Source organism: Pseudomonas sp. UMAB-40 (assembly GCF_900095275.1).
In the GTDB taxonomy this organism is placed as follows: Bacteria; Pseudomonadota; Gammaproteobacteria; order Pseudomonadales; family Pseudomonadaceae; genus Aquipseudomonas; species Aquipseudomonas mandelii_B.
In genome coordinates this window covers 12,024-35,547 of record NZ_LT607553.1, presented here as the reverse complement: position 1 = coordinate 35,547, position 23,524 = coordinate 12,024, and the positions used below count along the sequence as shown (strand labels likewise).

Genomic DNA, 23,524 nt, shown 5'->3' with positions numbered 1-23,524 from the left:
CGCGTGTCCAAGATGATGGTCTTTACGGGGAACGCTAACCCCGATCTGGCTCGGCGTGTTGTACGTCAGCTGCATATCCCTCTCGGTGACATCTCTGTCGGTAAGTTCTCCGACGGCGAAATTACTGCCGAGATCAATGAAAACGTCCGCGGTAAAGATGTCTTCATTATTCAGCCGACTTGCGCTCCGACCAACGATAACCTGATGGAACTGGTAGTGATGGCTGATGCCTTCCGCCGCTCCTCGGCTACTCGTATCACTGCTGTTATTCCTTACTTTGGTTATGCCCGTCAGGATCGCCGTCCGCGTTCCGCACGTGTGGCTATCAGCGCGAAAGTCGTGGCTGACATGCTTACCGTAGTCGGCATCGACCGTGTTCTCACGGTTGATCTGCATGCTGACCAGATCCAGGGTTTCTTCGATATTCCGGTAGATAACATCTACGGCTCCCCAGTATTGGTGGATGACATTGAAGATCAGCGCTTCGAAAACCTGATGATCGTGTCCCCGGACATTGGCGGCGTCGTGCGTGCACGTGCTGTTGCCAAATCCCTGGGCGTGGATCTCGGGATCATCGACAAACGCCGTGAGAAAGCCAATCACTCTGAAGTGATGCATATCATCGGTGATGTCGAAGGGCGTACCTGTATTCTGGTCGATGACATGGTCGATACCGCCGGCACTCTGTGCCACGCGGCCAAGGCCCTGAAAGAGCATGGCGCTGCCAAGGTTTTCGCCTACTGCACACACCCTGTGCTGTCCGGTCGGGCGATCGAAAACATTGAAAATTCCATGCTGGACGAACTGGTGGTGACTAACACCATCCCGTTGTCCGCTGCTGCTCAAGCCTGCTCGCGTATCCGTCAACTGGATATCGCGCCGGTCGTTGCCGAGGCGGTCCGCCGCATCAGCAATGAAGAATCGATCAGCGCGATGTTCCGTTAAGGGCCCTGCCCTTCTCGATCATCGTCGTTGACGAAAAGCGCCCCGCCCCGGCATTCCTGTCGGGGCGGGGCTTTTTTGCCCATATCGCCTTTAGCGCTGGTCGCAACCGCTGGGGCGAATGTGGTTATTTTGGAGATACAACATGAACGATTTTACTCTGAATGCTGAAGTGCGTTCCGACCTGGGGAAAGGTGCGAGCCGCCGCCTGCGTCGTCTCGCAAGCCTGGTTCCAGCTGTAGTTTACGGTGGCGAAAAAGCCCCTGAATCCATCAGCATGCTGGCTAAAGAAGTTGCCAAGCTGCTCGAAAACGAAGCGGCTTACAGCCACATCATCGAGCTGAATGTTGGCGGCACCAAGCAAAACGTCATCATCAAAGCTCTGCAGCGTCACCCGGCCAAAGGCCACGTACTGCACGCTGACTTCGTGCGCGTTGTAGCCGGCCAGAAACTGACCGCTATCGTGCCTGTACACTTTGTTGGTGAAGAAGCCCCGATCAAGAAAGGCGGCGAAATTTCGCACGTTGTTTCGGAAATCGAAGTGACCTGCCTGCCAAAAGACCTGCCTGAATTCATCGAAGTCGACCTGGCTAACGCCGAAGTCGGTTCGATCATTCACCTGTCCGACCTCAAAGCCCCTAAAGGCGTTGAGTTTGTTGCTCTGGCACACGGCGATGACAAGGCTGTTGCCAACGTCCACGCTCCACGTGTTGCTCCAGAAGCTACTGAAGAAGGCGCAGCAGAGTAATTCACTCTGTCATGCCGGAGTGATCAAGTAACATCGCGGACTGGAACGTAGCGAGAAAGCGGGCGAGAACGCGGAGTTTACATAATGGTAAATGAGCACTTGTCGTCCACTTTCGCCGCACTGACTGATTGCGGCGATGTTATCCACCACTCCAAGGAAGGGCCCCTATCGTGACTGCCATCAAACTGATCGTTGGCCTGGGTAATCCAGGCGCTGAATACGAACAGACCCGGCATAACGCAGGGGCCCTTTTTGTTGAGCGCATCGCAATCGCGCAAGGCGTAAACCTTGTGGCCGATCGCAAATATTTCGGCCTGACCGGGCGCTATTCGCATCAGGGTCAGGATGTTCGTCTGCTGATTCCCACCACGTACATGAACCGCAGCGGCCAGGCCGTCGCGGCACTCGCCGGTTTCTTCCGCATAACGCCTGAAGAAATCCTCGTGGCGCATGACGAACTCGACCTGCCACCGGGCGTTGCCAAACTCAAACAGGGCGGCGGCCATGGCGGTCACAACGGGTTGCGCGACATCATCGCGCAACTGGGCAATCAGAATACCTTTCACCGCTTGCGGCTTGGCATTGGCCACCCGGGCGTTGCCAGTATGGTTTCAAATTTCGTCCTGGGTCGTGCGCCACGCGCCGAACAGGAAAAACTCGATGCCAGCATCGACTTTGCCCTCGGCGTGCTGCCGGATATCCTCGCCGGGGAATGGAACCGCGCGATGAAAAACCTGCACAGCCAGAAGGCCTGACTCTTATCCAAGGGGAAACACCATGGGATTCAATTGCGGCATCGTCGGCCTGCCTAACGTCGGTAAGTCCACCCTGTTCAACGCCCTGACCAAATCCGGGATCGCGGCCGAGAACTTCCCCTTCTGCACCATCGAGCCGAACACCGGGATCGTGCCGATGCCGGATCCGCGTCTGGAAGCCCTGGCAGCCATCGTCAATCCAAAACGCATCCTGCCGACAACCATGGAATTCGTCGACATCGCTGGCCTGGTAGCCGGCGCCTCGAAGGGTGAAGGCCTGGGCAACAAGTTCCTCGCCAACATCCGTGAAACCGATGCCATCGCCCACGTGGTCCGCTGCTTCGAAGACGAGAACGTGATTCACGTTTCCAACAGCGTCGACCCGAAACGCGACATCGAAATCATCGACCTGGAACTGATCTTCGCCGACCTCGACAGCTGCGAGAAGCAACTGCAGAAAGTCGCCCGTAACGCCAAAGGTGGTGACAAGGACGCCGTGGTCCAGAAAGGCCTGCTGGAGCAATTGATCGCTCACTTCACCCTCGGCAAGCCAGCGCGCACCCTGATGAAGACCATGGGCGCCGACGATAAAGCAGTGATCCGTGGCTTCCACCTGCTGACCACCAAGCCGGTCATGTACATCGCCAACGTCGCTGAAGACGGTTTCGAGAACAACCCGCTGCTGGACATCGTCAAGGCCATCGCCGAAGAAGAAGGCGCCATGGTGGTTCCGGTCTGCAACAAGATCGAAGCTGAAATTGCCGAACTTGAAGACGGCGAAGAGAAAGACATGTTCCTCGAAGCCCTGGGCCTCGAAGAACCTGGCCTGAACCGCGTGATCCGCGCCGGCTACGAGATGCTGCACCTGCAGACCTACTTCACCGCCGGTGTCGAAGAAGTCCGCGCCTGGACCGTCCGCGTCGGTGCTACCGCACCACAAGCCGCTGGCGTGATCCACACCGACTTCGAAAAAGGCTTCATCCGCGCCGAAGTCATCGCCTATGACGACTTCATCCAGTACAAGGGCGAAGCGGGCACCAAGGAAGCCGGTAAATGGCGTCTGGAAGGCAAGGATTACATCGTTAAAGACGGCGACGTGATGCACTTCCGTTTCAACGTGTAAGTTTTCAGAACGAAGCAGCCGCACAAGAAACAGCCGCGTTTGATACGCGGCTTTTTTGTGCCCGGTGTCTTTCCAGCGAACAATAAAGATCCCTGTGGGAGCGGGCTTGCCCGCGAAGGCATTGTGTCAGCTGCAGAAATGTCGACTGACACTCCGTCTTCGCGGGCAAGCCCACTCCCACAGGGTTTTGCGTTGCCTCAGGATTTCTTCGTCCGAGGCAAGAAGATCGCAAGCACGCCAAACAACGGCAAGAACGAGCACAGGAAGTACACGTATTCGATGCCGTGGACATCCGCCAAGTGCCCGAGCAACGCCGCGCCAATCCCGCCAAAACCGAACATCAATCCGAAGAACACCCCGGCAATCATCCCGACATTACCCGGCACCAATTCCTGGGCGTACACCACGATGGCCGAAAAGGCTGACGCGAGGATGAAGCCAATCACCACGCTGAGAATGCTGGTCCAGAACAGGTCAACATGCGGCAAGATCAAGGTGAACGGCGCAACGCCAAGGATCGAGAACCAGATCACCGCCTTACGCCCGATCCTGTCGCCGATCGGGCCACCGAAGAAGGTCCCCGCCGCCACAGCGCCCAGGAACAGGAACAGATGCAGCTGCGAACTGGCCACCGACAGGTCGAACTTCTCGATCAGGTAGAAGGTGAAGTAGCTGGTGAAACTGGCCATGTAGAAATACTTGGAGAACACCAGCAGCCCGAGCACCACCAGCGCGCTGATCACTCGGCGTTTCGACAAGCCGTGTGTCGCCGCCTGACCTTGTTTGAGCTTGAACAGGTTCAAGTGGTTGGCGTACCAGCGGCTGATCCGATAAAGCACGAACAGCGCAAACACGGCGAACAATCCAAACCAGGCCACATGGCCCTGGCCAAAGGGAATAATGATCGCCGCCGCCAGCAATGGACCGAAGGCCGAGCCGGCATTGCCGCCGACCTGAAAGGTCGATTGCGCCAGGCCGAAGCGCCCGCCCGAGGCCAGTCGAGCCACACGAGAAGCTTCCGGGTGAAAGGTCGACGAGCCGATGCCAATCAACCCCGCCGCCAGCAGAATCAACGGGAACGTGCCGACCACCGACATCATCAGAATGCCGATCAGCGTGCAGACGGTTCCCGCCGGTAGCAGCCAGGGTTTGGGATGGCGGTCGGTGTGGTAACCGACCCATGGCTGCAACAGTGAAGCTGTCAGCTGGAACGTCAAAGTGATCAATCCAACCTGGGTAAATGTCAGGCCATAGTTGGCCTTCAACATCGGATAAATCGACGGCAGGACCGATTGGATCAGGTCATTGATCAAATGCGCCAGCGCCACCGCGCCGATGATGCGCATGACCAAAGGGCTGCTTTGTGAAGTCGCGGGTGCCGGCGTCGCGCCGGTCTGAGCGTTACTGATAGCCATGAGAATTTCCGTACAGCGGATGGGTGCACACGGGCAGGTGCGTCAATGTGCCATTTTTCAGTGCAGCAGCGCCATCCCCTTAGCCTGCTAACGACCTCGACATTCATCGCCAAGAAGGTGATAGCGCAACGCCATGGTCTGAATCTTGCCTTGTTAATCCGCTTCAACGCGGCCCCTTACAAAGGGGACCGAGAATGGGAAGTTTCGCCACAGAGTCGGCCTACAGAGCTGACAAGGGTGAACTTTCGAGGCCTTTTAAAAGGGCACAAGTCGCGGTCGCAACGACCCCGGCGCACGCCAATGGTGCGTGGTGTCCAGAGGAGTCATGGGGCATGCAGGCTTTTTTATCACCGGGGATCGGATTGCTGGGGCGTTTTGGCTTCGCACGCAAATTTCAGTTGTTGTTTCTGCTGTTTATCCTGCCGCTGGCGGGCAGCCTGTTGATGATTGGTCAGGATTATCGCGCCAAACTTAATTTGATCTCCGGCGAACGTGCCGGTGTTCGTCAACTGCTCGCCCTGGATGCACTCGATAACCTGCTCGCCGCCCAACGTGACCGCGCTGCCCGCTGGCGCGCGACGGAAACCAATCGCCAGCCAACCCCTGCGACCCTTGCCGCGATGGCCGCGTTCGATGCGGTTCAACCCGCCGTCGCCCAAGCCACCTCGGACCTCGGTAATGCGCTGAAAACCGAAGGCGCCGAGGGCGAAACCCTGGCCCGTTATCAGGTCCTGCAAACCGCCCTCAACGGCCTCGACTCGAAAAGCCTGAGCAGCGTCGGTTGGTGGCCGGATGGCTATGATCGTTTCACCAATGCCTTGAGTGCACTGCAAGCCTTGCGCGAGCAGATCGCCATGGACAATCGCCTGACCCTCGCGCCATGGCTGGAAACCTACCTGCTGACGCAAATCTCGACGCAACATGCGCCGGACCTGATTGAGCGGGTTGGCCGTCTGGCCAGCGTCGGGCAGGCGTCGGTGGTATCCGGGCAGTTCACCCTGCAAAGCCGTCTGCAATTGCGCGATTTACGCGGACGTATCGGCGATGCCCGGGAACAGTTGGCGAAAACCGCCAGCCTCCTGGAAGCACGCTTGCCCAGCGCGTTGCAAAGCTGGGCCGGGCAATACCAGGAAAGCCTCAAGCATCTGGATGCTGAACTGAAAGTCCTCGATGACGGCGTCTTCGGTGGCAGCATCAAGCTCAAGCCGGAAGAATTCGAGCGCAGCCTCGACAGCCTGCTCACCGACCTCGCCTCACTGCGTCAGCAGTCATTGGTTTCGCTGGATCAACGTCTGGATTACTACCACGGATCGGCGATTAGCCAGTTCATTCTGGTGGCGACGATCTTTGGCTGCCTGCTGTTGGCGGCGCTGTACCTGTTCATCTGCTTGCAGGCCTCGATCCGGCGCAGCGCCAGCGGCATCACCCTGCTGGCCGAAGCCTTGCGTGACGGCAACCTCAGCCTGCAAGTGCCGGTGCAGGGGCGCGACGAACTGGCGGCCATCAGCACCGCGCTGAATGTCGCGGTGGTGCAGCTGCGCAACAGTTTGCTGGGGGTCGATCACGAAACCTTGCAGGTGAGCAACGCGGTGCGCACCCTCAACCATCACTCCAGCGGCGCCTTGGGCGAAGTTGAAGCGCAGCAATTGCAGATCAGCCAGATCGCCGCTGCGGCCACGCAGTTGGCCGCGACCTCTCAAGGTGTCGCCCAGAGTTGCGAACAGGCGTCCGGCAGCGCTCAACACACCCAACGCATTGCGGCCGACAGCAGCCGCGACAGTCAGCGCACCACAGCGAGCATTCAGCAGCTCAACCAGCGCTTGAACGATACAGCGGCGGCACTTGGCCGGGTCAGCGAACAAGGCCAGCAGATTCAATTGGTGGTCGACACCATTCGCGGCGTAGCCGAGCAGACCAACCTGTTGGCGCTCAACGCGGCGATCGAGGCGGCTCGCGCGGGCGAACAAGGCCGCGGCTTCGCAGTGGTGGCCGATGAAGTGCGCAGCCTCTCGCAACGTACCCAATCCTCCACCGCGCAGATCGCCGGCACTGTCGACAGCCTGCGCAGCACGGTCAATGAGGCGGTCAGCCTGATGGAAGCGGCCTGTAGCCAAGCGCAAAGTGATGCCCAGTCGGTCACCGGCCTGGGCGAGCGCCTTGGGGAAATCGCCCACGCGGTGCAAGGCGTCACCGACACCCTGGCGCAGATCGCCACGGCCGTTGAGGAGCAGGCTTGCACCGCTGATGAAGTCAGCGGCAACATCCAGCAAGTCGATCAGGCAGCCGTAAGGTTGCTCGAAGGCGCGCGGGCGGTGAACCTGGCGGCGGACACCTTGAGCCAGGGCAGCAAGGCCTTGAGTGCCAATACCGGGAGATTTCAGCTCAGTTGACACCCTCCCCCGGTCCGGATTTTCGGCTCAGGTGGATAAGCGGTTGAAAGCGTAGAGAAATATTTTGGATTTACGCTTGACGCATCTGCATTACCGGTGAATAATGCGCGCCACTTGGCTACATAGCTCAGTTGGTTAGAGCATAGCATTCATAATGCTGGGGTCCGGGGTTCAAGTCCCTGTGTAGCCACCAAGTACTAAAAACGGCTTACCGAAAGGTAGGCCGTTTTTTTATGTCTCGAGAAAAGTGCCCCGAACAGCACCTCAAAAACGAACCGTCGGCAACGCCGATAACGCGCGCTCCCAAATCTGCCAGGTCCGCAGCCAGACCATCGCCTGCCAGTCGCTGTCGGCAGGATAGAACTGCTCCAGAAGATTCAGTTTGATTTCACGTCCCACCGCATCACTTGGATTGCCGTGCAGATGCAGCCAGTGGTCATCGCGCAAATGACGATGAACGTCCGGCCCCGGATACGTCCCGCACTCGATCACGAACGGCATCAGTTTGACCTGCGGCAGCGCAGTGATCAGTGCCTGCGAGGTGTAGCCCGTCGCGGTGGCCGCCACGCCGGTTTCGCTCAAGGTGTCGGCACCGGTCAGGAGCGTGTAGAGCCAAGGACCGTAGATGGCCTGTGCATCGGGCAGCGCGGGATAAGCGGCCTCGGTGATGGTCAGCAACATCGGATGACCGTACTCGCCAGCGCCGGTGTGCAAGTCGAAACACATCGCGACCTCGGCGTGGGTAATATGCTTTTGCAGGATTTCGTGCAGCGTGCGGTTCGACCAGCTCGGCGCCAGCCCGCCATAAAACAGGCCATCGGGATGACTGTGCTGGCCGCCCTCGACAATCGACATCACCGCTGGCCAGCCGTGTTCGCGAATCTGCCCCTCGAGCAGGGCGTCGGCGCGGTCACGTTCGGGGCCTCGCAACTCAGTGAAGGCATAGATGTCATGCAGCGCTGCGTAAGCCTGATTGTCCGGCAGCGGACGCTGGAAATTCAGGTGATTGCGGTTCAGGTCGATGTTGTCTTCGTTGACCCGACGCAGCCACGCTGTTCCCCAGGGATTGATCAGGTGGATCATCACCACCGCGACATCGGCCGGCAGTGAACGCTTGCCCAACTCCTGCATCCACTTGATCTGACATCCCGAGCCATAGAAACCTTCCACCCCATGGGTGCCGCTCAACGCGATCAGCAATCGCTTGGCACCCGGATCGCCTAATACCGCCACATCGGTGCTCAAGGGCTCGCCGAAGGGTCCTTTGAGCGGGTGTGGATATTCAGTCAATGTCGCTCCGGCCGAGGTCGCTGCCGCGAGGAACTGCTCACGTTGCGTGCGATAACTCGGCTGCGTAGGAAACTCGGTCTGCATGGCTGCCTCTTGTTGATTTTCTGACCCGTCTGATGCCCTCGACCCTACAGAAAATCCGTCAACTCATGAAGGGCAAAAGCGTCTTGGTTGTCATCCGTGGTTTGCACCACGCCCAGTCGGCCGATAAAGTCCCCTGATCTTTTCCCACGGACGGAGTGCCCAACGTGTTCTCAGCCTTCCGCTTGAGCCGCTATCGCCTGTCAGCTTTTTCGCTGATCGCCACCGCGCTGACCCTCGCAGCGTGCAACGCCCCACCCACGTCGACATTGCCGATCGCGCCGGAAGTCGCCTCGGGCTATCGCACCGACCTGCAAACCCGGCACGCCGCGAAACACATGGCGGCGGCAGCCAACCCTCTGGCAGCCGAAGCCGGGCGGGAGATGCTGCGTCAGGGCGGCTCGGCGGTGGACGCCGCGATTGCCATGCAAGCGGTGTTGACGCTGGTAGAACCTCAATCCTCGGGCATCGGGGGCGGCGCGTTCATTGTGTTGTGGGATGGCAAGAACGTGCGCACTTACGACGGTCGCGAAACCGCACCGGCCGGCGCCACAGAGAAGCTTTTCCTACAGGCCGACGGCACACCGATGGCCTTTACCCAGGCGCAGATTGGGGGTCGCTCAGTGGGAACGCCCGGTGTGTTGCGGGCGCTTGAGTTGGCCCATCAGAAACACGGTCGTCTGCCGTGGGCGCAGCTGTTCGAACCGGCCATCAGACTCGCGGAGCAAGGTTTCGCCATCTCGCCGCGCCTGCATCAGCTGATCGCTTCAGATTCCTCCATGCGTCGCTCGCCAGACATGATGGCGTACTTTCTGAACACGGATGGCAGTCCGAAAGCGGCCGGTACTCAGCTGAAAAACCCGGCACTGGCCGCCGTGCTCAAACGCATCGCTACAGAAGGTCCCGACGCGTTTTACAAAGGGCCGGTTGCGCAAGAAATCGTCACCAAGGTTCAGGGCCACGCCAACCCTGGCAGCCTGTCGCTGAATGATCTCCAAGGCTACAAGGCCAAGGAACGCGCGCCGCTGTGTACCGACTACAAACGCTGGCAGGTGTGCGGCATGCCGCCGCCATCGTCGGGCGGGATCGCCGTGGCGCAGATCCTTGGCACACTCCAGGCGCTGGAAGTTCGCGATCAGCGTTTTGCCTTGGCCCCAATGAAACCGGTCAAGACCGACAAACCCGCCGGCACCGAGCCGACGCCAGAAGCCGTGCACCTGATCGCCGAAGCCGAGCGTCTGGCTTACGCCGACCGCGCGCTTTATCTGGCCGACGCCGACTTCGTGCCCGTCCCTGTCAATGGCCTGGTGGACCCAACCTATCTGGCCAGCCGCGCCGCCCTGATCGGCGACCGCAGCATGGGCACGGCCAAACCCGGCACACCGCCGGGCATCAAGGTCGCCTATGCGCCGGATCGCTCGCCGCTGCGCATCTCCACCTCGCAAGTGGTGGCGGTCGATGACGAAGGGGGCGCGGTGTCCATGACCACCACCGTCGAATCCGCGTTCGGCTCGCACGTGATGGTGCAAGGCTTCATGCTCAACAATCAGATGACCGACTTCTCGTTCATCCCCGAAGAAAACGGGCAGAAAGTCGCCAACCGCGTTGAACCTGGCAAACGCCCCCGCTCGTCCATGGCACCGACGTTGATCTTCGATCGCCAGAGCGGCGAATTTCTCGCCACCATCGGCTCGCCGGGCGGTTCGCAAATCATCGAATACGTCGCCAAATCCACCATCGGCCTGCTCGACTGGAACCTCGACCCGCAAGCTGCCATCAGCCTGCCCAACTTCGGTAGCCGCAACGGACCGACGGAACTGGAAGAAGGCCAGTTCAGCGCCGGGCTGATTCAGGCGCTGAAGGACAAAGGGCACAGCGTGAGCGAGATCGACATGACCAGCGGCACCCAGGCGATTGTTCGGGTGAAGGATGCGCAGGGGAAGCCTTCGTTGGCGGGCGGGGCCGACCCTCGGCGTGAGGGGGAGGCGTTGGGGGATTGATTCCTACAGAGGTGGAAAAGGCCTACCAAGAGGCAAGCCTTGGATCAGGGCCGCTCAGCGCGTGATCTTCAGCGCTTGCCGTGCCTTGTGCTTCTCCAGCGCCAGATCGATCAAGCGGCTGACCAGCTCGCTGTACGTCATGCCGGTGGCCTGCCAGAGCTTGGGGTACATGCTGATGCGGGTGAAGCCGGGCAGCGAGTTGATTTCGTTGATCAGCACTTCACCGCTGTCGGTCAGGAACACATCGACCCGCGCCAGCCCGGAACAGCCCAGTACCTGAAACGCCTGGACAGCCAAGGCACGGATGCGCTCACTGGCCTCGCTGCTGATCTTGGCCGGTACCACGACCTCCGCGGCTTGAGCGTCGATGTATTTGCTGTCGTAGGAATAGAAGCCGCTACGCACCACGATTTCGCCACAACCGCTGGCGATGGCGTCCTCGTTGCCCAGCACCGCGCACTCGATCTCGCGGCCGCTGACGGCGGATTCGATCAATACTTTTTCATCGAAACCCAGAGCCAGTTCCACTGCCGCCGTGTAATCGGCTTCGTCGCTGACCTTGCTCACCCCCACGGACGAACCCTGGTTCGCCGGTTTTACGAACAGCGGCAGACCGAGTTTGCCGTGGACCTCGGCGAACCCGGTGCGCGCGGCACTGGCGCGGGTCAGGGTCACGAACGGCGTGACCGCCAACCCGGCATCACGCAGCAGGCGCTTGCTTATGTCCTTGTCCATGCACACCGCCGAGCCGAGCACGTCGGAGCCGACAAACGGTAAATCCGCCATGCGCAACAGGCCTTGCAGGCAACCGTCTTCACCCAGCGTGCCGTGCACAATCGGGAAGATCACATCGACGTGGCCCAGCAGTTCCTGGCCGGAGGTTTCGACCAATTGCTGGCTGGCCTTGCCTGGCACCACGGCCAGTTCCCGATTGGACTGGTTGAGGGCGATCAGGGCCGGATTTTCCTGGTTGAGCAGGAAGTTCGACGGATCATTAAGGTGCCAATGGCCTTGCTTGTCGATACCGATCAGCACCGGTTCGAAGCGCGACCGATCCAGCGCATCGACGATGTTTTTCGCCGATTGCAGCGACACTTCGTGCTCCGCCGAACGACCACCAAAAATAATCCCTACCCGCAGTTTGCTCATACCAGACACCTCGACGAACGATCAAACGCACCCGCGCCTCGATGGCTTACAGGGTGCAGAGAATGCTCGATACCTTGCTACATTTGTTTGCGGTTTTCTACCAGCCCCATGGGTTTTGTCGGCCAGCAGACAGGTGGCCAGTCCCTGGGTTACCGTGATCGACATTGAGCTCAAGACAACGACACCATGGCCAAGCACACGCCTCCCATCGACTGGTTCCATCGCGCCCCCGACGTGGGCGGGGTTCAGCGTTTCGAGGCGTTTTTTGCCGGCCACGGCTACGACCTTCACCGCCATGACACCTACGCAATCGGCCGGACCCTGGCCGGCGTGCAGAGTTTTCAGTACCGCGGCGGCTGGCGCCACAGTCTGCCCGGCGGGACCCTGGTGCTGCACCCGGACGAGGTCCACGATGGCGAGGCCGGCACCGAGGCCGGGTTCAAATACCGGATGATGTACATCGAGCCGGCGCTGATCCAGCAGATACTCGGCGGACAACCGCTGCCGTTCATCAAGACCGGATTGTCGACCGACCCACGCCTGTTCGCCGCCTCCGACGTGCTGCTGCGAAGCCTGGATTGCCCGCTCGACCCATTGGAGGAACAGGACGCGCTGTTCGATCTGGCACAGGCCTTGAGCACCGTCTCCGGCGCGCCCGGTAAACGCCAGCGCTTCGACTACGTGGCGGCGGAGCGCGCGCGGGAGTTCATCCACAGCGCCCTGGATCGCACGGTGACGCTGGAAGAACTGGCGCAGCACAGCGGTCGGGATCGCTGGAGTCTGTCGAGGGATTTTCGCCTGTTGTTCGGCACCAGCCCTTATCGATACTTGACGATGCGTCGCCTGGACCTGGTTCGCGCACTGCTGATCCAGGGCCAGTCTCTGGTCAGTACCGCGCTGATCGCCGGCTTCACCGACCAGAGCCACATGACCCGGCAATTCAGCAAGGCCTACGGCCTGTCACCGGCTCGCTGGATGAAAATGCACCGCCGCTAAGCCACGCACAATCGTACAAGAAACCTGCTGCCGTGCTGACTATCGTGGATTCACGATCAACCACGAGAGCTTGTTTCATGAATGCCTATCGAAGCCTGAACTTCGCTGAAAAAATCGCCCGGATCGACTCGCACTGGAGCCCTCGGGTCATCGCCGAAATGAACGACTACCAGTTCAAAGTGGTGAAACTGCTGGGGGATTTCATCTGGCACGATCACTTGGACACCGACGAGACCTTCATCGTGCTCGAAGGGCAGTTGCGCATCGACTTTCGCGATGGCCACGTCCTGCTGAACGCGGGCGAAATGTATGTGGTGCCCAAGGGGGTCGAGCACAAACCCTGCGCCGAACAGGAAGTGAAACTGCTGCTGATCGAGCCCAAGGGTGTACTGAACACGGGCAGTGAGCGTGGCGAACGCACGGCGCAGAATGACGTGTGGGTGTGAAAGGCAGCCGGTTTACGGCTGCAAGGTCTTGCCTTCCACCGGATCGCCGATCGTCAGAAAATGCCCGCCCGCAACATGGTGCAGGGTGCGTAAAGCATCGTGCCCTTCGAAATGCCAACGGCCTTCGCTGAACACGCGCTCATCGGCCTGGGCGGCAATCACCTCGGCCACGAACAGGTCGTATTGCTGATGGTTGTCGGGCTCCGGCAGCAGCCGGCACTCCAGCCAGGCGACGCAACCTTCAAGCATCGGCGCATCGATCAGCTCGCCGCTGAACGTCTGCAAGCCGTACACCTGAAACTTGTCCAGGCCCTGGCCCTGAGTCAACTCCAGGCCCGACGTCGAGCCTACGGTCTGCGCGATATCGGCCTGGGCCGCGCAGGGAACGTTCAGCACGAAGGTGCCCGACGCTTCCAGCAGTTGGCGGGTCCAGGTCGACTTGTCCAGCACCACGGCGATTTTTGGAGGTTCGAAGTCCAAAGGCATCGCCCAGGCGGCGGCCATGATGTTGCGCTGGCCGTCATGCGCCGCGCTGACCAGCACGGTCGGCCCGTGATTGAGCAAGCGATAAGCCTTGGACAAGGGAACCGGACGGCGGTGAGAAACGCTCATGAGGGCTGCTCCTGGGGAAAACGCCGATTGTAGCGATTTCCGCCAGGAGGTCAGGTATCAAGTCGCCAGTTGATTGGCAAACTGCCCGACCGCGTTGACCACTTTCTGCGCGCCGTCCTGAATCTCGACGATCACCGTGCCCGCTTCCGCCGCCAGCGCCAGGCCTTGTTCAGCCTGGAGTTTGCCGTCGGTCATCAGGGCCACGGCATTGCGCGCCATGTCCTGGTTCTGACGCACTACGCCAACGATTTCATCGGTGGCCTGGCTGGTACGGGACGCCAGCTGCCGGACTTCGTCCGCCACCACGGCAAACCCTCGGCCCTGTTCACCGGCGCGCGCCGCTTCGATGGCCGCGTTAAGTGCCAGCAGGTTGGTCTGTTCGGCAATGCCGCTGATGGTTTTGACGATGGTGCCAATCACCAACGACTGCTCGTTCAATGCTTCGATGCCTTCGCCGGCGGTTTGCATGTGCCGGGCCAGGTCACGCATCACGTCCACCGCCTGAGTCACCACGGCGGTACCGCGCTGGGCGCTTTGATCGGTTTGCTGGGAGGTGCTGTAGGCGATGTTGGCCGCTTCGGCGACCGCCTGCTCCTGATTGACTTGATCGGTAATCACCGTGGCAAATTTCACCACTTTGTAGAGCGTGTTGTTGGCGTCCACCACCGGGTTGTAGGACGCCTCCAGCCAGACCACACGACCATGGCTGTCCACACGCTTGAACCGGCCCGCCACGAACTCGCCCGCATTCAGGCGGCGCCAGAAGTTCTGATATTCCGCGCTGCTGTAATCCTCAGGTTCGCAGAATGTACGGTGATGTTTGCCCTTGATTTGCGCCAGGCTGTAACCCATGCCGCTGAGGAACCGCTCGTTGGCCGCCAACACGTTGCCATTGAGATCAAACTCAATGACCGCCGTCGAACGCACCAGCGCGCCGATCAGGTTTTCATGCTCGCGGGACGCCTCGATGGTGCGGGTCAGGTCGCTGGAATAAATCGAGAAGTGCTTGATCCGCCCCTCCGAGGACAACACGGGCTGCACAATCGAACGCAACCAGGCTTCCTGGCCATCGCCCCGCAGCAAACGCACGGCGCCGGCGAAGTGCTCGCGGCGGGTCAGCGCAGCCTTGAAGCGGTGGTGGAATTCGTCCGATTTCACATGGGGCGGGACAATGTCTTCAATGTGCCGGCCAATCAGGTCGCTGCTCTTGTAGAGCATCTCTCCGAGGAAGTTCTGGTTGACCGATTGAATCCGTCCATCAGGATCCAGGGTCAGGACCAGCATCTCGCTTTCCAGACTGTCCTTCACTTGCTGAAGGCTGGAGAGTTCTTCGCGAAGAGCCGACAGCTCCTGCTTCAAGCGTTTGTTGAACATGGAAAGCACCGATGGACAGGGATAGAAAGCGGCATGCAGCCTAGCCATCGGCCTTGCGGATATTTTCTGAAGCCTGTTTCAGGGTTGTCCTACAAAAATAGTTTCGGCACGCCTATCAGGCTATTTATTCACGCCGCGCCAGCGGCCGGGCAGTGTTCAACCCGAGGCATCCGTGTACCGAAATACGCCGCGCTGCTCACGCCCACTGCGCCCATTACTGCGCTGAATATCACGCAAATCCATGGACTCCATGGCATCAGACCGATCAACAACAGCGGTGTGACACTCGCCCACGCGGCGTAGGCAATGTTGTAGGTGAAGGAAATCCCCGAGACGCGAATCCGCGCCGGAAACAGGCTGACCATCACCGACGGCACCGCGCCGACGACCCCGCAACCGAGTCCGGCAATCGCGTACGCCAGGCCAATCCACTGGCCGCCAGTGATCAGGCACGTATAGAGCACACCGATGCCCAGCGGCAGCAGCAAGCTATAAAGCATGACCGTGCGCCAGGCACCGAAGCGATCGACGAGCAGCCCGGCAAGTACGCAGCCGATGTTCAGGAACACAATGCCCAAGGCACTCAAGGCGAAGGTGTGGCTGGCGGTCATGCCGAAGGTTTTCTGCATCATGGTCGGGGTGATGACGACGAACACCACCACCGCCGATGTCAGTACGCAGGTGAGGATCATCGCCGGCAATATCGCCAGGCGATGTTCACGCAAGACCGTGCGCAGCGGCAGTTCTACCGCTGCATCACGCTTCGCCTGCATCGCCATGAATACCGGGGTTTCGTTGAGCCAGCGGCGCAGCCAGACGCCAATCACCCCGAACACGCCGCCCAGCAGGAACGGGTAACGCCAGGCGTAATCGAGGATTTCCGCCGGGGTGAACGCTTGTGCCAGAAAAGTCGCGGTCAAAGCGCCGATCAGGTAGCCGAAGGTCAGCCCGGCCTGCAGGAAACCCAGGGCATAACCGCGATGCCCGGCCGGCGCGTGCTCGGCGACGAACACCCAGGCGCTTGGTACTTCACCGCCGACCGCAGCGCCCTGCAGGACTCGCAGGATCAACAGCAAAAGTGGTGCGAAATAGCCGATCTGGGCGTAGGTTGGCATGATCCCTATCAGCAGGCACGGCAGCGCCATCATCAGGATGCTCAGGCTGAAAACCTTCTTGCGCCCCAGCCGGTCGGCGAAATGCGCCATCAGAATCCCGCCCAATGGGCGCGCCAGATAGCCGGTCACGAAGATCCCGAAGCTTTGCAGCAAGCGCAGCCACTCGGGCATGTCCGGCGGGAAGAACAACTGGCTGAGGGTCAGCGCGAAAAAGACGAAAATGATGAAATCGTAGATTTCCAGCGCGCCGCCAAGGGCCGCCAGGCCAAGGGTCTTGTAGTCCGAGCGGCTGAACGGCGCCGGGCGCGAATCGGTGTTGGCAATCATGAAAAGAACTCTGGCACGGGCAAAAAACCAAGGCGCCCATGGTCTACGCAAACGCGTCCACCGACAACCCGTTAGACCAAAGTCTCAGTCTGGTTAATCTTCGTCACAAAATATGACTGATTGATTTACTGTTGGCACCTGTCCAGACGGGCCTTTGCCGCCCCAAAGACCACAATAAACATAAAAATTCGAGGTACTCCCGTGGCCGCTGATATCGAAGATACCCGCTCCGCCCGCTTTGCCCTGCGCTGCTCAAGTTTTGCCGAACGCTGGTTCCCCGACTCTTGGGTATTTGCCGCCCTGGCGGTGATCATCGTGGCCGTGGCAACCATGGCCATGGGCGCCAAACCCACTGACGCGGCCATGGCTTTCGGTGATGGGTTCTGGAGCCTGATTCCATTCACCATGCAGATGGCGTTCGTGGTCATCGGCGGTTATGTGGTCGCCAGTTCCCCGCCCGCAGTGAAACTCATCGACCGCCTGGCCCGGATCCCGAAAAACGGTCGCTCGGCCGTGGCCTGGGTCGCGTTGATTTCCATGGTGGCGTCGCTGCTGAACTGGGGCCTGTCGCTGGTATTCGGCGGTCTGCTGGTGCGCGCCCTCGCTCGCCGCACCGACCTGAAAATGGATTACCGCGCCGCCGGTGCTGCCGCGTATCTGGGCCTTGGCGCCGTGTGGGCCCTGGGCCTGTCGTCGTCCGCCGCGCAATTGCAGGCCAACCCGGCCAGCCTGCCGCCGTCGATTCTGTCGATCACCGGCGTCATTCCCTTCACCCAGACCATTTTTCTCTGGCAGTCCGGCGTCATGTTGCTGGCACTGATCGTGATTTCGCTGATCATTGCCTACGCCACCGCGCCGGGGCCGAAAACAGCCCGCGACGCCGAAGCCTGCGGCATCGACCCGAGCTTCAACCTGCCACCACTGCAACCGCGCACCCGTCCCGGTGAATGGCTGGAGCACAGCCCGTTGCTGACGATTTTGCTGGTGCTACTGGCAGCGGGATGGCTGTTCCACGAGTTTTCGACTAAACCGGCGATCAGCGCGATCTCGGGCCTGAACACTTACAACTTCCTGTTCATCATGCTCGGCGCGCTGCTGCACTGGCGCCCGCGCAGCTTCCTCGATGCTGTGTCTCGTGCGGTGCCGACCACCACCGGCGTGCTGATCCAGTTTCCGCTCTACGGCTCGATCGCCGCGCTGATGACCACGGTCAAAGGCTCCGACGCGCAGACCCTGGCCCACCACATCTCGACCTTCTTCGTCAGCATTGCGTCCCACGACACCTATGCGCTGCTGATGGGCGTTTACTCGGCGATTCTCGGGTTCTTCATTCCGTCCGGCGGCGGCAAATGGATCATCGAAGCGCCTTACGTCATGCAGGTGGCCACCGACCTGAATTACCACCTGGGTTGGGCCGTGCAGATCTACAACGCGGCGGAAGCCCTGCCGAACCTGATCAACCCGTTCTACATGCTGCCGCTGCTGGGCGTACTCGGGTTGAAGGCCCGGGACTTGATCGGCTTTTCGTTCGTGCAACTGCTGGTGCACACGCCGCTGGTGCTGTTTTTGCTGTGGGCGCTGGGGACGACGCTGACGTATACGGCGCCGGTGATGCCGTAAACCCTCTAAAGAACACCGCAAAACTACTGTAGGAGCGAGCCTGCTCGCGAAAGCGGCGTATCAGTCACTAATGATGTTGACTGAACCACCGCATTCGCGAGCAGGCTCGCTCCTACATTGAGAATCCCACTGTATTCAAAGCAGTAGTCCGTCTTTGCCTAAGGGCTACTGCGTCCCGTCGCAAATAATAGCTCAGTGCCACTACTTTCCTTTACCGCCCCGCTGCTCCGGTAATATCCTTGCCCGAATATTATCTGTTTCAATTTTTTGCAGGCCGGAAAGGGAGTTCATCGCAATGATCGTAGGGATTGACCTGGGGACCACCAACAGCCTCGTCGCCGTCTGGCGGGGGGAGTCCAGCGAGTTGGTGCCCAATGCTCTGGGCCAGTTTCTCACCCCCAGCGTGGTGGGTCTCGATGATCAAGGCCGCGTGTTGGTGGGCCAGGCCGCCCGCGAGCGTTTGCACACCCATCCGCGCCAGACCGCTTCGCTGTTCAAGCGGCACATGGGCAGCGCCACGGAAGTGCGCCTGGGAGACAGATCATTCCGCCCCGAGGAGCTTTCCGCGCTGGTGCTCAAAAGCCTGAAGGAAGACGTCGAACGGGCCTTTGGCGAAACCGTGCAGGAAGCGGTGATCAGCGTGCCGGCCTACTTCAGCGATGCCCAGCGCAAGGCCACGCGGATTGCCGGTGAGCTGGCCGGTCTGAAGGTTGAAAAACTGATCAACGAGCCGACCGCGGCAGCATTGGCCTATGGGCTGCATCAACGGGACAAGGAAACTTCGTTCCTGGTGTTCGACCTCGGTGGCGGCACCTTCGACGTGTCGATTCTGGAGCTGTTCGATGGGGTCATGGAAGTGCGCGCCAGCGCCGGCGATAACTTCCTGGGCGGCGAGGATTTCGATAGCGTGCTGCTTGAGCATTTCCTTGAGCACCATCGCAACACCGACAACTTTCCTGACCGCAACAGCATCATCCAGCCGTTGCGTCGCGAGGCCGAGCGTGTGCGCAAAGCCCTGGGCCAGGACAGTAGCGCCGAATTCAGCCTGCGGGTCGACGGCCAGCAATGGACGCAAACCATCACCCAAGCGCAACTGGCCACGCTCTACACGCCGCTGCTCGAACGCCTGCGCACGCCAATCGAACGGGCGCTGAGAGACGCGCGGATTCGGGTCAGTGACCTCGACGAAATCCTGCTGGTGGGCGGTACGACGCGCATGCCGCTGGTGCGCAAACTCGCGGCCGGCCTGTTTGGGCGTTTCCCTTCAATCAGTCTCGACCCGGACGAAGTCGTGGCCCACGGTGCGGCGATCCAGGCAGCCTTGAAAGCACGCTCCGCCGCGCTGGAAGAAGTGGTGCTGACCGACGTCTGTTCTTACACATTGGGCATCGAGACGACGACTCAAATCGGCCAGCAGTACGAAAGCGGGCATTACCTGCCGATTATTGAGCGCAACAGCATCGTGCCGGTGAGCAGGGTCAAGACGGTGTATACACTGCAAGATAACCAAGAGCACGTGCTGCTGAAGATCTTTCAGGGCGAAAGCCGTTTGGTCAAAGACAACGTGGCATTGGGCGAACTGGACATCAAAGTGCCGAAACGCAAGGCCGGCGAAGTCGCCCTCGACGTGCGTTTCACCTACGACAACAACGGTTTGCTCGAAGCCCAAGTGGTCATCCCGCTGACGGGCGACAAGCATTCGCTGGTCATCGAGAACAATCCCGGCGTGCTCACACCCGAGGAGATCCAGCAGCGACTGGAGGGCCTGGCGCTGTTGAAGATTCATCCGCGCGATCAGCAGGTCAATACGGTGTTGACCGCACGTCTTGAGCGTCTCTATCAGGAAAGTCTGGGGCAGATGCGTGAGCAGATCGCTCATTGGGCCAAACAGTTTCAGCACGTGCTTGATTCTCAGGACGAACGGCGGATCCGTGAAGCGCGCAGCGAACTGATCCAGCAACTGGGCACGCTGGACAACGGCCTCTGGCACTGAGGAGCGGCAACATGGATTGCTGGTCTGTGCTGGAACTGCCCGAAGACGCTGATGCGCGCACTATCAAAAGAAGCTACGCGCGGCTGCTGAAAACCTTCCGCCCCGATGAAGATCCCGAAGGCTTTCAGCGTGTGCGCGAGGCTTATGAGGAGGCGCTGAGTGTGGCGCAATGGCGGGCCGAAAACGCCGCCGAAGAACGTGAAGTCGCAATGGCCGACGTTGTCGAAAAGCCCAATCACACCGACCTCCAGGCAGGGTCCGATGTGCTCGACGTGCGTGCGTTGAGCCTTCAAAGTCCGCCTCCACTTCGGCCCTTGAACCTTGAAAGCCCGCCCCCTCTCCGCTCGCTGAACCTTGCACCGTCCAACCCCGAGCCCCTGCACGAACCGGTTGCTGCGCCGGACGAACTGGCAGCGCGTGCCTTGCTCGACGGGCTCTCCGAGCAGAATCTGTCCGAGCGTTGGGCGCAGGCGCAACAACAGCACTGCGCCAAGGCGTTTGAGCAGTCGTTGCTGGCGTTGTGCTTCGATCATCCGGGCCTGCGCAATTCGATTGCCGCCTGGGCGGTCCAGCACCTCGATTGGCTCGCGCCCTGGCAAAACGTCGAAATGACCGATTGGCAGCAAGACGCTCTGGCCAGTGGTTTGCTGCAAGATTATCGGCAGGCGCTGCAGGAGTTGCTCGAAGACAAGAAAGAACGTGACTTTCTCTCCCTGCTCAAAAGCTACACCGCACAACCTTGGCTGCAGGTGTTCGATCGACGTCAGGAGTGGCAGCGAATCCTCCTGCAACTGTTCAACGACACCGAATGGAGCCTGCCGCTGTTCGACCGCGTCGGTCAGGTGTTTGGCTGGGACGAAAAAAAAGGCATTCATCCTGAACCGGCGTCGCTCTGGCAGGCACTGATCGAGCGCTGCAATCAGGAAAGCTTCTACGCAAGCCTGCAGGCCAAGGCGCAAGACAGCCGGACCTGGGCCGCTGACGTTCAGGCCGCCCATTTGCTGATGAACCCGATGAAGCCCGGGCAACAGAAGAAAATGATCGACGGCTTTGGCCAGAACGAGTGGCAGGCCTGTCATGACCTAGCGCAAACCCTTAAGTGGCGTTACCCGGAATTGCGTTTAAGGCTGCCCCACGCCGATGTTTTTCACTGGCGACGTTTCCTGCCGCGCCCGATCGCCGACGAAACCTGGGTGCGCGTCTGGGCGGGCATCGCGCTGGCGCTGTTTTTGTTTTATTTCCCGACTGAATACAAATCCAAGGGTTTCAGCATAAGCATCCCGATGATATTCATCCCGTTTGCATTCGCATGCGTGCCGGTCTGGTTCCTCCGTTTCGCCATGAGCTGGTGGGTTCCGATCGTCTCGCATGTCATTGTCCAGGACCTGTGGCTGACCGAAGGACTGGTCCCCCGACACTGGAACCCGGATACCCGCTGGCTAGTGATGCGACACGGTGTTCCGCAAGCCGTCCTCACGCTGCTGTTTGGGCTTCTCTTGGGTTGGCCGGGCATGGCGACTTATGTCGGTTTCATGCTGATCGGTCTATTGCACAAGCGCCGAATCGGTCAGCTCGCGCCTGAACTGGCCGCCCGGCGTCCATGGCTGACCGCGCTGCATTGGACGCACTTCAGTCCGTTGCAGTTGGTGTTTTTGCTGGTGATGGTCGGCGTCATCTTCGTGCGCCGGATGTATTTCCCGGAGTATCACCTCACGCATTTGATGTTCAGGTGAGCGATTGCCGGCCGATCTGCTTAAGTAACTATCGCCCGCGATCAACGCGGACCCACGCTGAAAAGGATCTGAGCATGTTCAAACTGACAGGACTTACCCTCGCGGCCCTCACCCTGAGTGCCGCCGCCCACGCCGATGTCGATCTGAAGCTGGGCAGCACCGAACGCGTCACCCGGCTATTCGCCTATCCCAACAATTGCAACGTGATCTGCTTCCGTAACTGGACGCTTGAGCAAACCGTCGAGCACTACCTGACCCAAAGCGTGCAGCGCGATGGCTACAGCACCGCGAAAGTGCGAGTCAAAACCGATTACGGTCAGCTCTACGCCGACATCAGCGGCGTGCCGAAGGGTTACGAAAAACCGTTGGCCGCGCTGCTCAATGCCGGTGATCTGGCCTATACGGGTGCCAAAAAGCTCAACGTAGATGGCAAGTGGGCTTACAGCTGGTATCTGTTCCTGCCGCTGGGCATGGCCCTGGAAAACCGCAAGAGCGTCGAGCTGCTGCATTTCCCGCCGGATTACTCGCTGACACAGGCCCAGGACTACCTGCGCTCCGCCACCACGGATCGCTGGGCCACGCTGCTGACGGACAACGGTATCCCCGCCGATCAGACGCCGGGTTACCAGACCATCATTGATATCGCGCCGATTGCGGCGCCGGCCAGTGCGGGCAAGGATCTGGAAGGCGTCTACGACTACTTCAAGGACTACCAGACCACCATGGTCAAGGAAGTCAGCCAGAACGCTCGCGGTGCCGCATTGCCGATGGTCGCGTTCGGCGCGCCGGTGCGTAACTGGATCAAGCAGCAATACGGGCCGACCGTGAACGTGCTGGGTCTGGCCACGATCAGCCCGAGCGCCGGGGTGAAAGTGCCGGTGCTGGGCTCCAACCACCCAAGCTACATCTGGTACGCCGCCAACCCGGAGAGCTACACCGGCGACGATGCTCAGGCCAAGGCCGACGCCGCGGGCCTGAAAGTCATGGGCCAGGATTTGAGCGCCGCCTGCTGGCAGGCCGGTATGGGCAGCAAACCCGGGACTGACCCGACCGTTCAGCTGAAAGGCTGTACACAGACGTGGCAAGTGACCCAGAAAGAAAAAACCTGCGAGCTGTTCTACACCTCGATCCGCAACCTGACGCCTGAACAAGCCGTGGCCAAGTGCGCGACGACGCCGATCCAGTCTGAGCTCAAACAGCTGCAAGCCCCGGCACCTGTGACAGCGGCTCCGGCACCTGCGCTGTAATCGGCTTTGCACTTTTGCGCGTGAGCGAAGGCTTACGCGCAAAAGCGCGCTTTCCTCCTGTCAGTTCTGACAGTAGACCCGTCGTATCATTTGCGAGATCTTGAGGTAAACCCCAGTGCTGCAGGCTGACAGGACGTCAGTCTGGGAAGTCGCAACGCGCTGCCGACA

Annotated in this window: 17 protein-coding genes, 1 tRNA gene and 2 pseudogenes; 13 read left to right on the top strand and 7 right to left on the bottom strand. The window is 60.2% G+C overall.

Translation table 11 applies throughout. The features are described from left to right. The first annotated feature begins 3 nt into the window (after positions 1 to 3). The 4 genes from K0F88_RS04810 to ychF all read left to right on the top strand — a co-directional run bounded on the left by K0F88_RS04810 (position 4) and on the right by ychF (position 3,568). On the top strand, positions 4 to 945 hold the full coding sequence (locus tag K0F88_RS04810) for a ribose-phosphate pyrophosphokinase (protein ID WP_003208392.1): 942 nt from the start codon (positions 4 to 6) through the stop codon (positions 943 to 945). 142 nt (positions 946 to 1,087) lie between these two features. Then, on the top strand, positions 1,088 to 1,690 hold the full coding sequence (locus tag K0F88_RS04805; RefSeq protein WP_219094336.1) for a 50S ribosomal protein L25/general stress protein Ctc: 603 nt from the start codon (positions 1,088 to 1,090) through the stop codon (positions 1,688 to 1,690). Between the two features lie 170 nt (positions 1,691 to 1,860). After that, complete coding sequence (gene pth / locus K0F88_RS04800) at positions 1,861 to 2,445, top strand: aminoacyl-tRNA hydrolase (protein WP_219094334.1); 585 nt, start codon at positions 1,861 to 1,863, stop codon at positions 2,443 to 2,445. Positions 2,446 to 2,467: 22 nt separating this feature from the next. Beyond that, a complete protein-coding gene (gene ychF / locus K0F88_RS04795; protein WP_008153431.1) occupies positions 2,468 to 3,568 on the top strand; it encodes a redox-regulated ATPase YchF in 1,101 nt (366 codons plus the stop codon). Between the two features lie 197 nt (positions 3,569 to 3,765). Here the strand turns inward: ychF and K0F88_RS04790 are convergent, their stop codons facing one another. Continuing rightward, a complete protein-coding gene (locus K0F88_RS04790) occupies positions 3,766 to 4,983 on the bottom strand; it encodes an MFS transporter (RefSeq protein WP_219094332.1) in 1,218 nt (405 codons plus the stop codon). Between the two features lie 332 nt (positions 4,984 to 5,315). Between K0F88_RS04790 and K0F88_RS04785 the strand changes: the two genes are divergently transcribed. Beyond that, the gene (locus K0F88_RS04785; RefSeq protein WP_219094330.1) at positions 5,316 to 7,373 is read left to right on the top strand and encodes a methyl-accepting chemotaxis protein; all 2,058 of its coding nucleotides are present in this window, start codon (positions 5,316 to 5,318) and stop codon (positions 7,371 to 7,373) included. A gap of 116 nt (positions 7,374 to 7,489) precedes the next feature. Further along, positions 7,490 to 7,566, top strand: a tRNA-Met gene (locus K0F88_RS04780). A gap of 71 nt (positions 7,567 to 7,637) precedes the next feature. On the opposite strand, the gene K0F88_RS04775 is transcribed toward K0F88_RS04780, so the two are convergent. Next, complete coding sequence (locus tag K0F88_RS04775; protein WP_094470658.1) at positions 7,638 to 8,747, bottom strand: DUF2817 domain-containing protein; 1,110 nt, start codon at positions 8,745 to 8,747, stop codon at positions 7,638 to 7,640. 164 nt (positions 8,748 to 8,911) lie between these two features. Here K0F88_RS04775 and ggt point away from each other — a divergent pair, with 164 nt between their 5' ends. Then, a complete protein-coding gene (gene ggt, locus K0F88_RS04770; protein WP_219094328.1) occupies positions 8,912 to 10,744 on the top strand; it encodes a gamma-glutamyltransferase in 1,833 nt (610 codons plus the stop codon). A 54-nt stretch (positions 10,745 to 10,798) separates the two neighbouring features. Here ggt and ddlA read toward each other — a convergent pair whose 3' ends face one another. Beyond that, positions 10,799 to 11,893 carry a D-alanine--D-alanine ligase gene (gene ddlA / locus K0F88_RS04765; RefSeq protein ID WP_219094326.1) on the bottom strand — a complete coding sequence of 365 codons (1,095 nt, stop codon included), beginning with the start codon at positions 11,891 to 11,893 and terminating at the stop codon, positions 10,799 to 10,801. A 186-nt stretch (positions 11,894 to 12,079) separates the two neighbouring features. Here ddlA and K0F88_RS04760 point away from each other — a divergent pair, with 186 nt between their 5' ends. Together K0F88_RS04760 and K0F88_RS04755 are read left to right on the top strand one after the other, a co-directional pair. Beyond that, a complete protein-coding gene (locus tag K0F88_RS04760) occupies positions 12,080 to 12,889 on the top strand; it encodes an AraC family transcriptional regulator (protein WP_094470654.1) in 810 nt (269 codons plus the stop codon). Between the two features lie 77 nt (positions 12,890 to 12,966). Continuing rightward, positions 12,967 to 13,335: a cupin domain-containing protein gene (locus K0F88_RS04755; protein WP_219094324.1), complete on the top strand. Its 369-nt coding sequence runs from the start codon at positions 12,967 to 12,969 to the stop codon at positions 13,333 to 13,335. A 12-nt stretch (positions 13,336 to 13,347) separates the two neighbouring features. On the opposite strand, the gene K0F88_RS04750 is transcribed toward K0F88_RS04755, so the two are convergent. From K0F88_RS04750 to K0F88_RS04740, 4 genes and pseudogenes are all read right to left on the bottom strand, one after another. Then, positions 13,348 to 13,947 (bottom strand): flavin reductase family protein, encoded by a 600-nt coding sequence (locus K0F88_RS04750; RefSeq protein WP_219094322.1) that lies wholly within the window; start codon positions 13,945 to 13,947, stop codon positions 13,348 to 13,350. Positions 13,948 to 14,004: 57 nt separating this feature from the next. Next, positions 14,005 to 14,442: pseudogene (locus K0F88_RS32930) on the bottom strand (methyl-accepting chemotaxis protein); the annotation flags it as partial. A 102-nt stretch (positions 14,443 to 14,544) separates the two neighbouring features. Then, positions 14,545 to 15,231 (bottom strand): annotated as a pseudogene (locus tag K0F88_RS32925) (PAS domain-containing protein); the annotation flags it as partial. A gap of 218 nt (positions 15,232 to 15,449) precedes the next feature. Continuing rightward, entirely contained in the window at positions 15,450 to 16,763 is a 1,314-nt protein-coding gene (locus tag K0F88_RS04740; protein WP_219094318.1) for an MFS transporter, read from the bottom strand. A gap of 201 nt (positions 16,764 to 16,964) precedes the next feature. Here K0F88_RS04740 and K0F88_RS04735 point away from each other — a divergent pair, with 201 nt between their 5' ends. The 4 genes from K0F88_RS04735 (at position 16,965) to K0F88_RS04720 (ending at position 23,356) form a co-directional block, all read left to right on the top strand. After that, entirely contained in the window at positions 16,965 to 18,383 is a 1,419-nt protein-coding gene (locus tag K0F88_RS04735; protein ID WP_219094316.1) for a short-chain fatty acid transporter, read from the top strand. Between the two features lie 295 nt (positions 18,384 to 18,678). Then, positions 18,679 to 20,376 carry a molecular chaperone HscC gene (locus K0F88_RS04730; protein ID WP_094470648.1) on the top strand — a complete coding sequence of 566 codons (1,698 nt, stop codon included), beginning with the start codon at positions 18,679 to 18,681 and terminating at the stop codon, positions 20,374 to 20,376. Positions 20,377 to 20,387: 11 nt separating this feature from the next. Beyond that, the gene (locus K0F88_RS04725) at positions 20,388 to 22,109 is read left to right on the top strand and encodes a J domain-containing protein (RefSeq protein ID WP_094470647.1); all 1,722 of its coding nucleotides are present in this window, start codon (positions 20,388 to 20,390) and stop codon (positions 22,107 to 22,109) included. 74 nt (positions 22,110 to 22,183) lie between these two features. Further along, positions 22,184 to 23,356 carry a hypothetical protein gene (locus tag K0F88_RS04720; protein WP_219094314.1) on the top strand — a complete coding sequence of 391 codons (1,173 nt, stop codon included), beginning with the start codon at positions 22,184 to 22,186 and terminating at the stop codon, positions 23,354 to 23,356. The last annotated feature ends 168 nt before the right edge of the window (positions 23,357 to 23,524 follow it).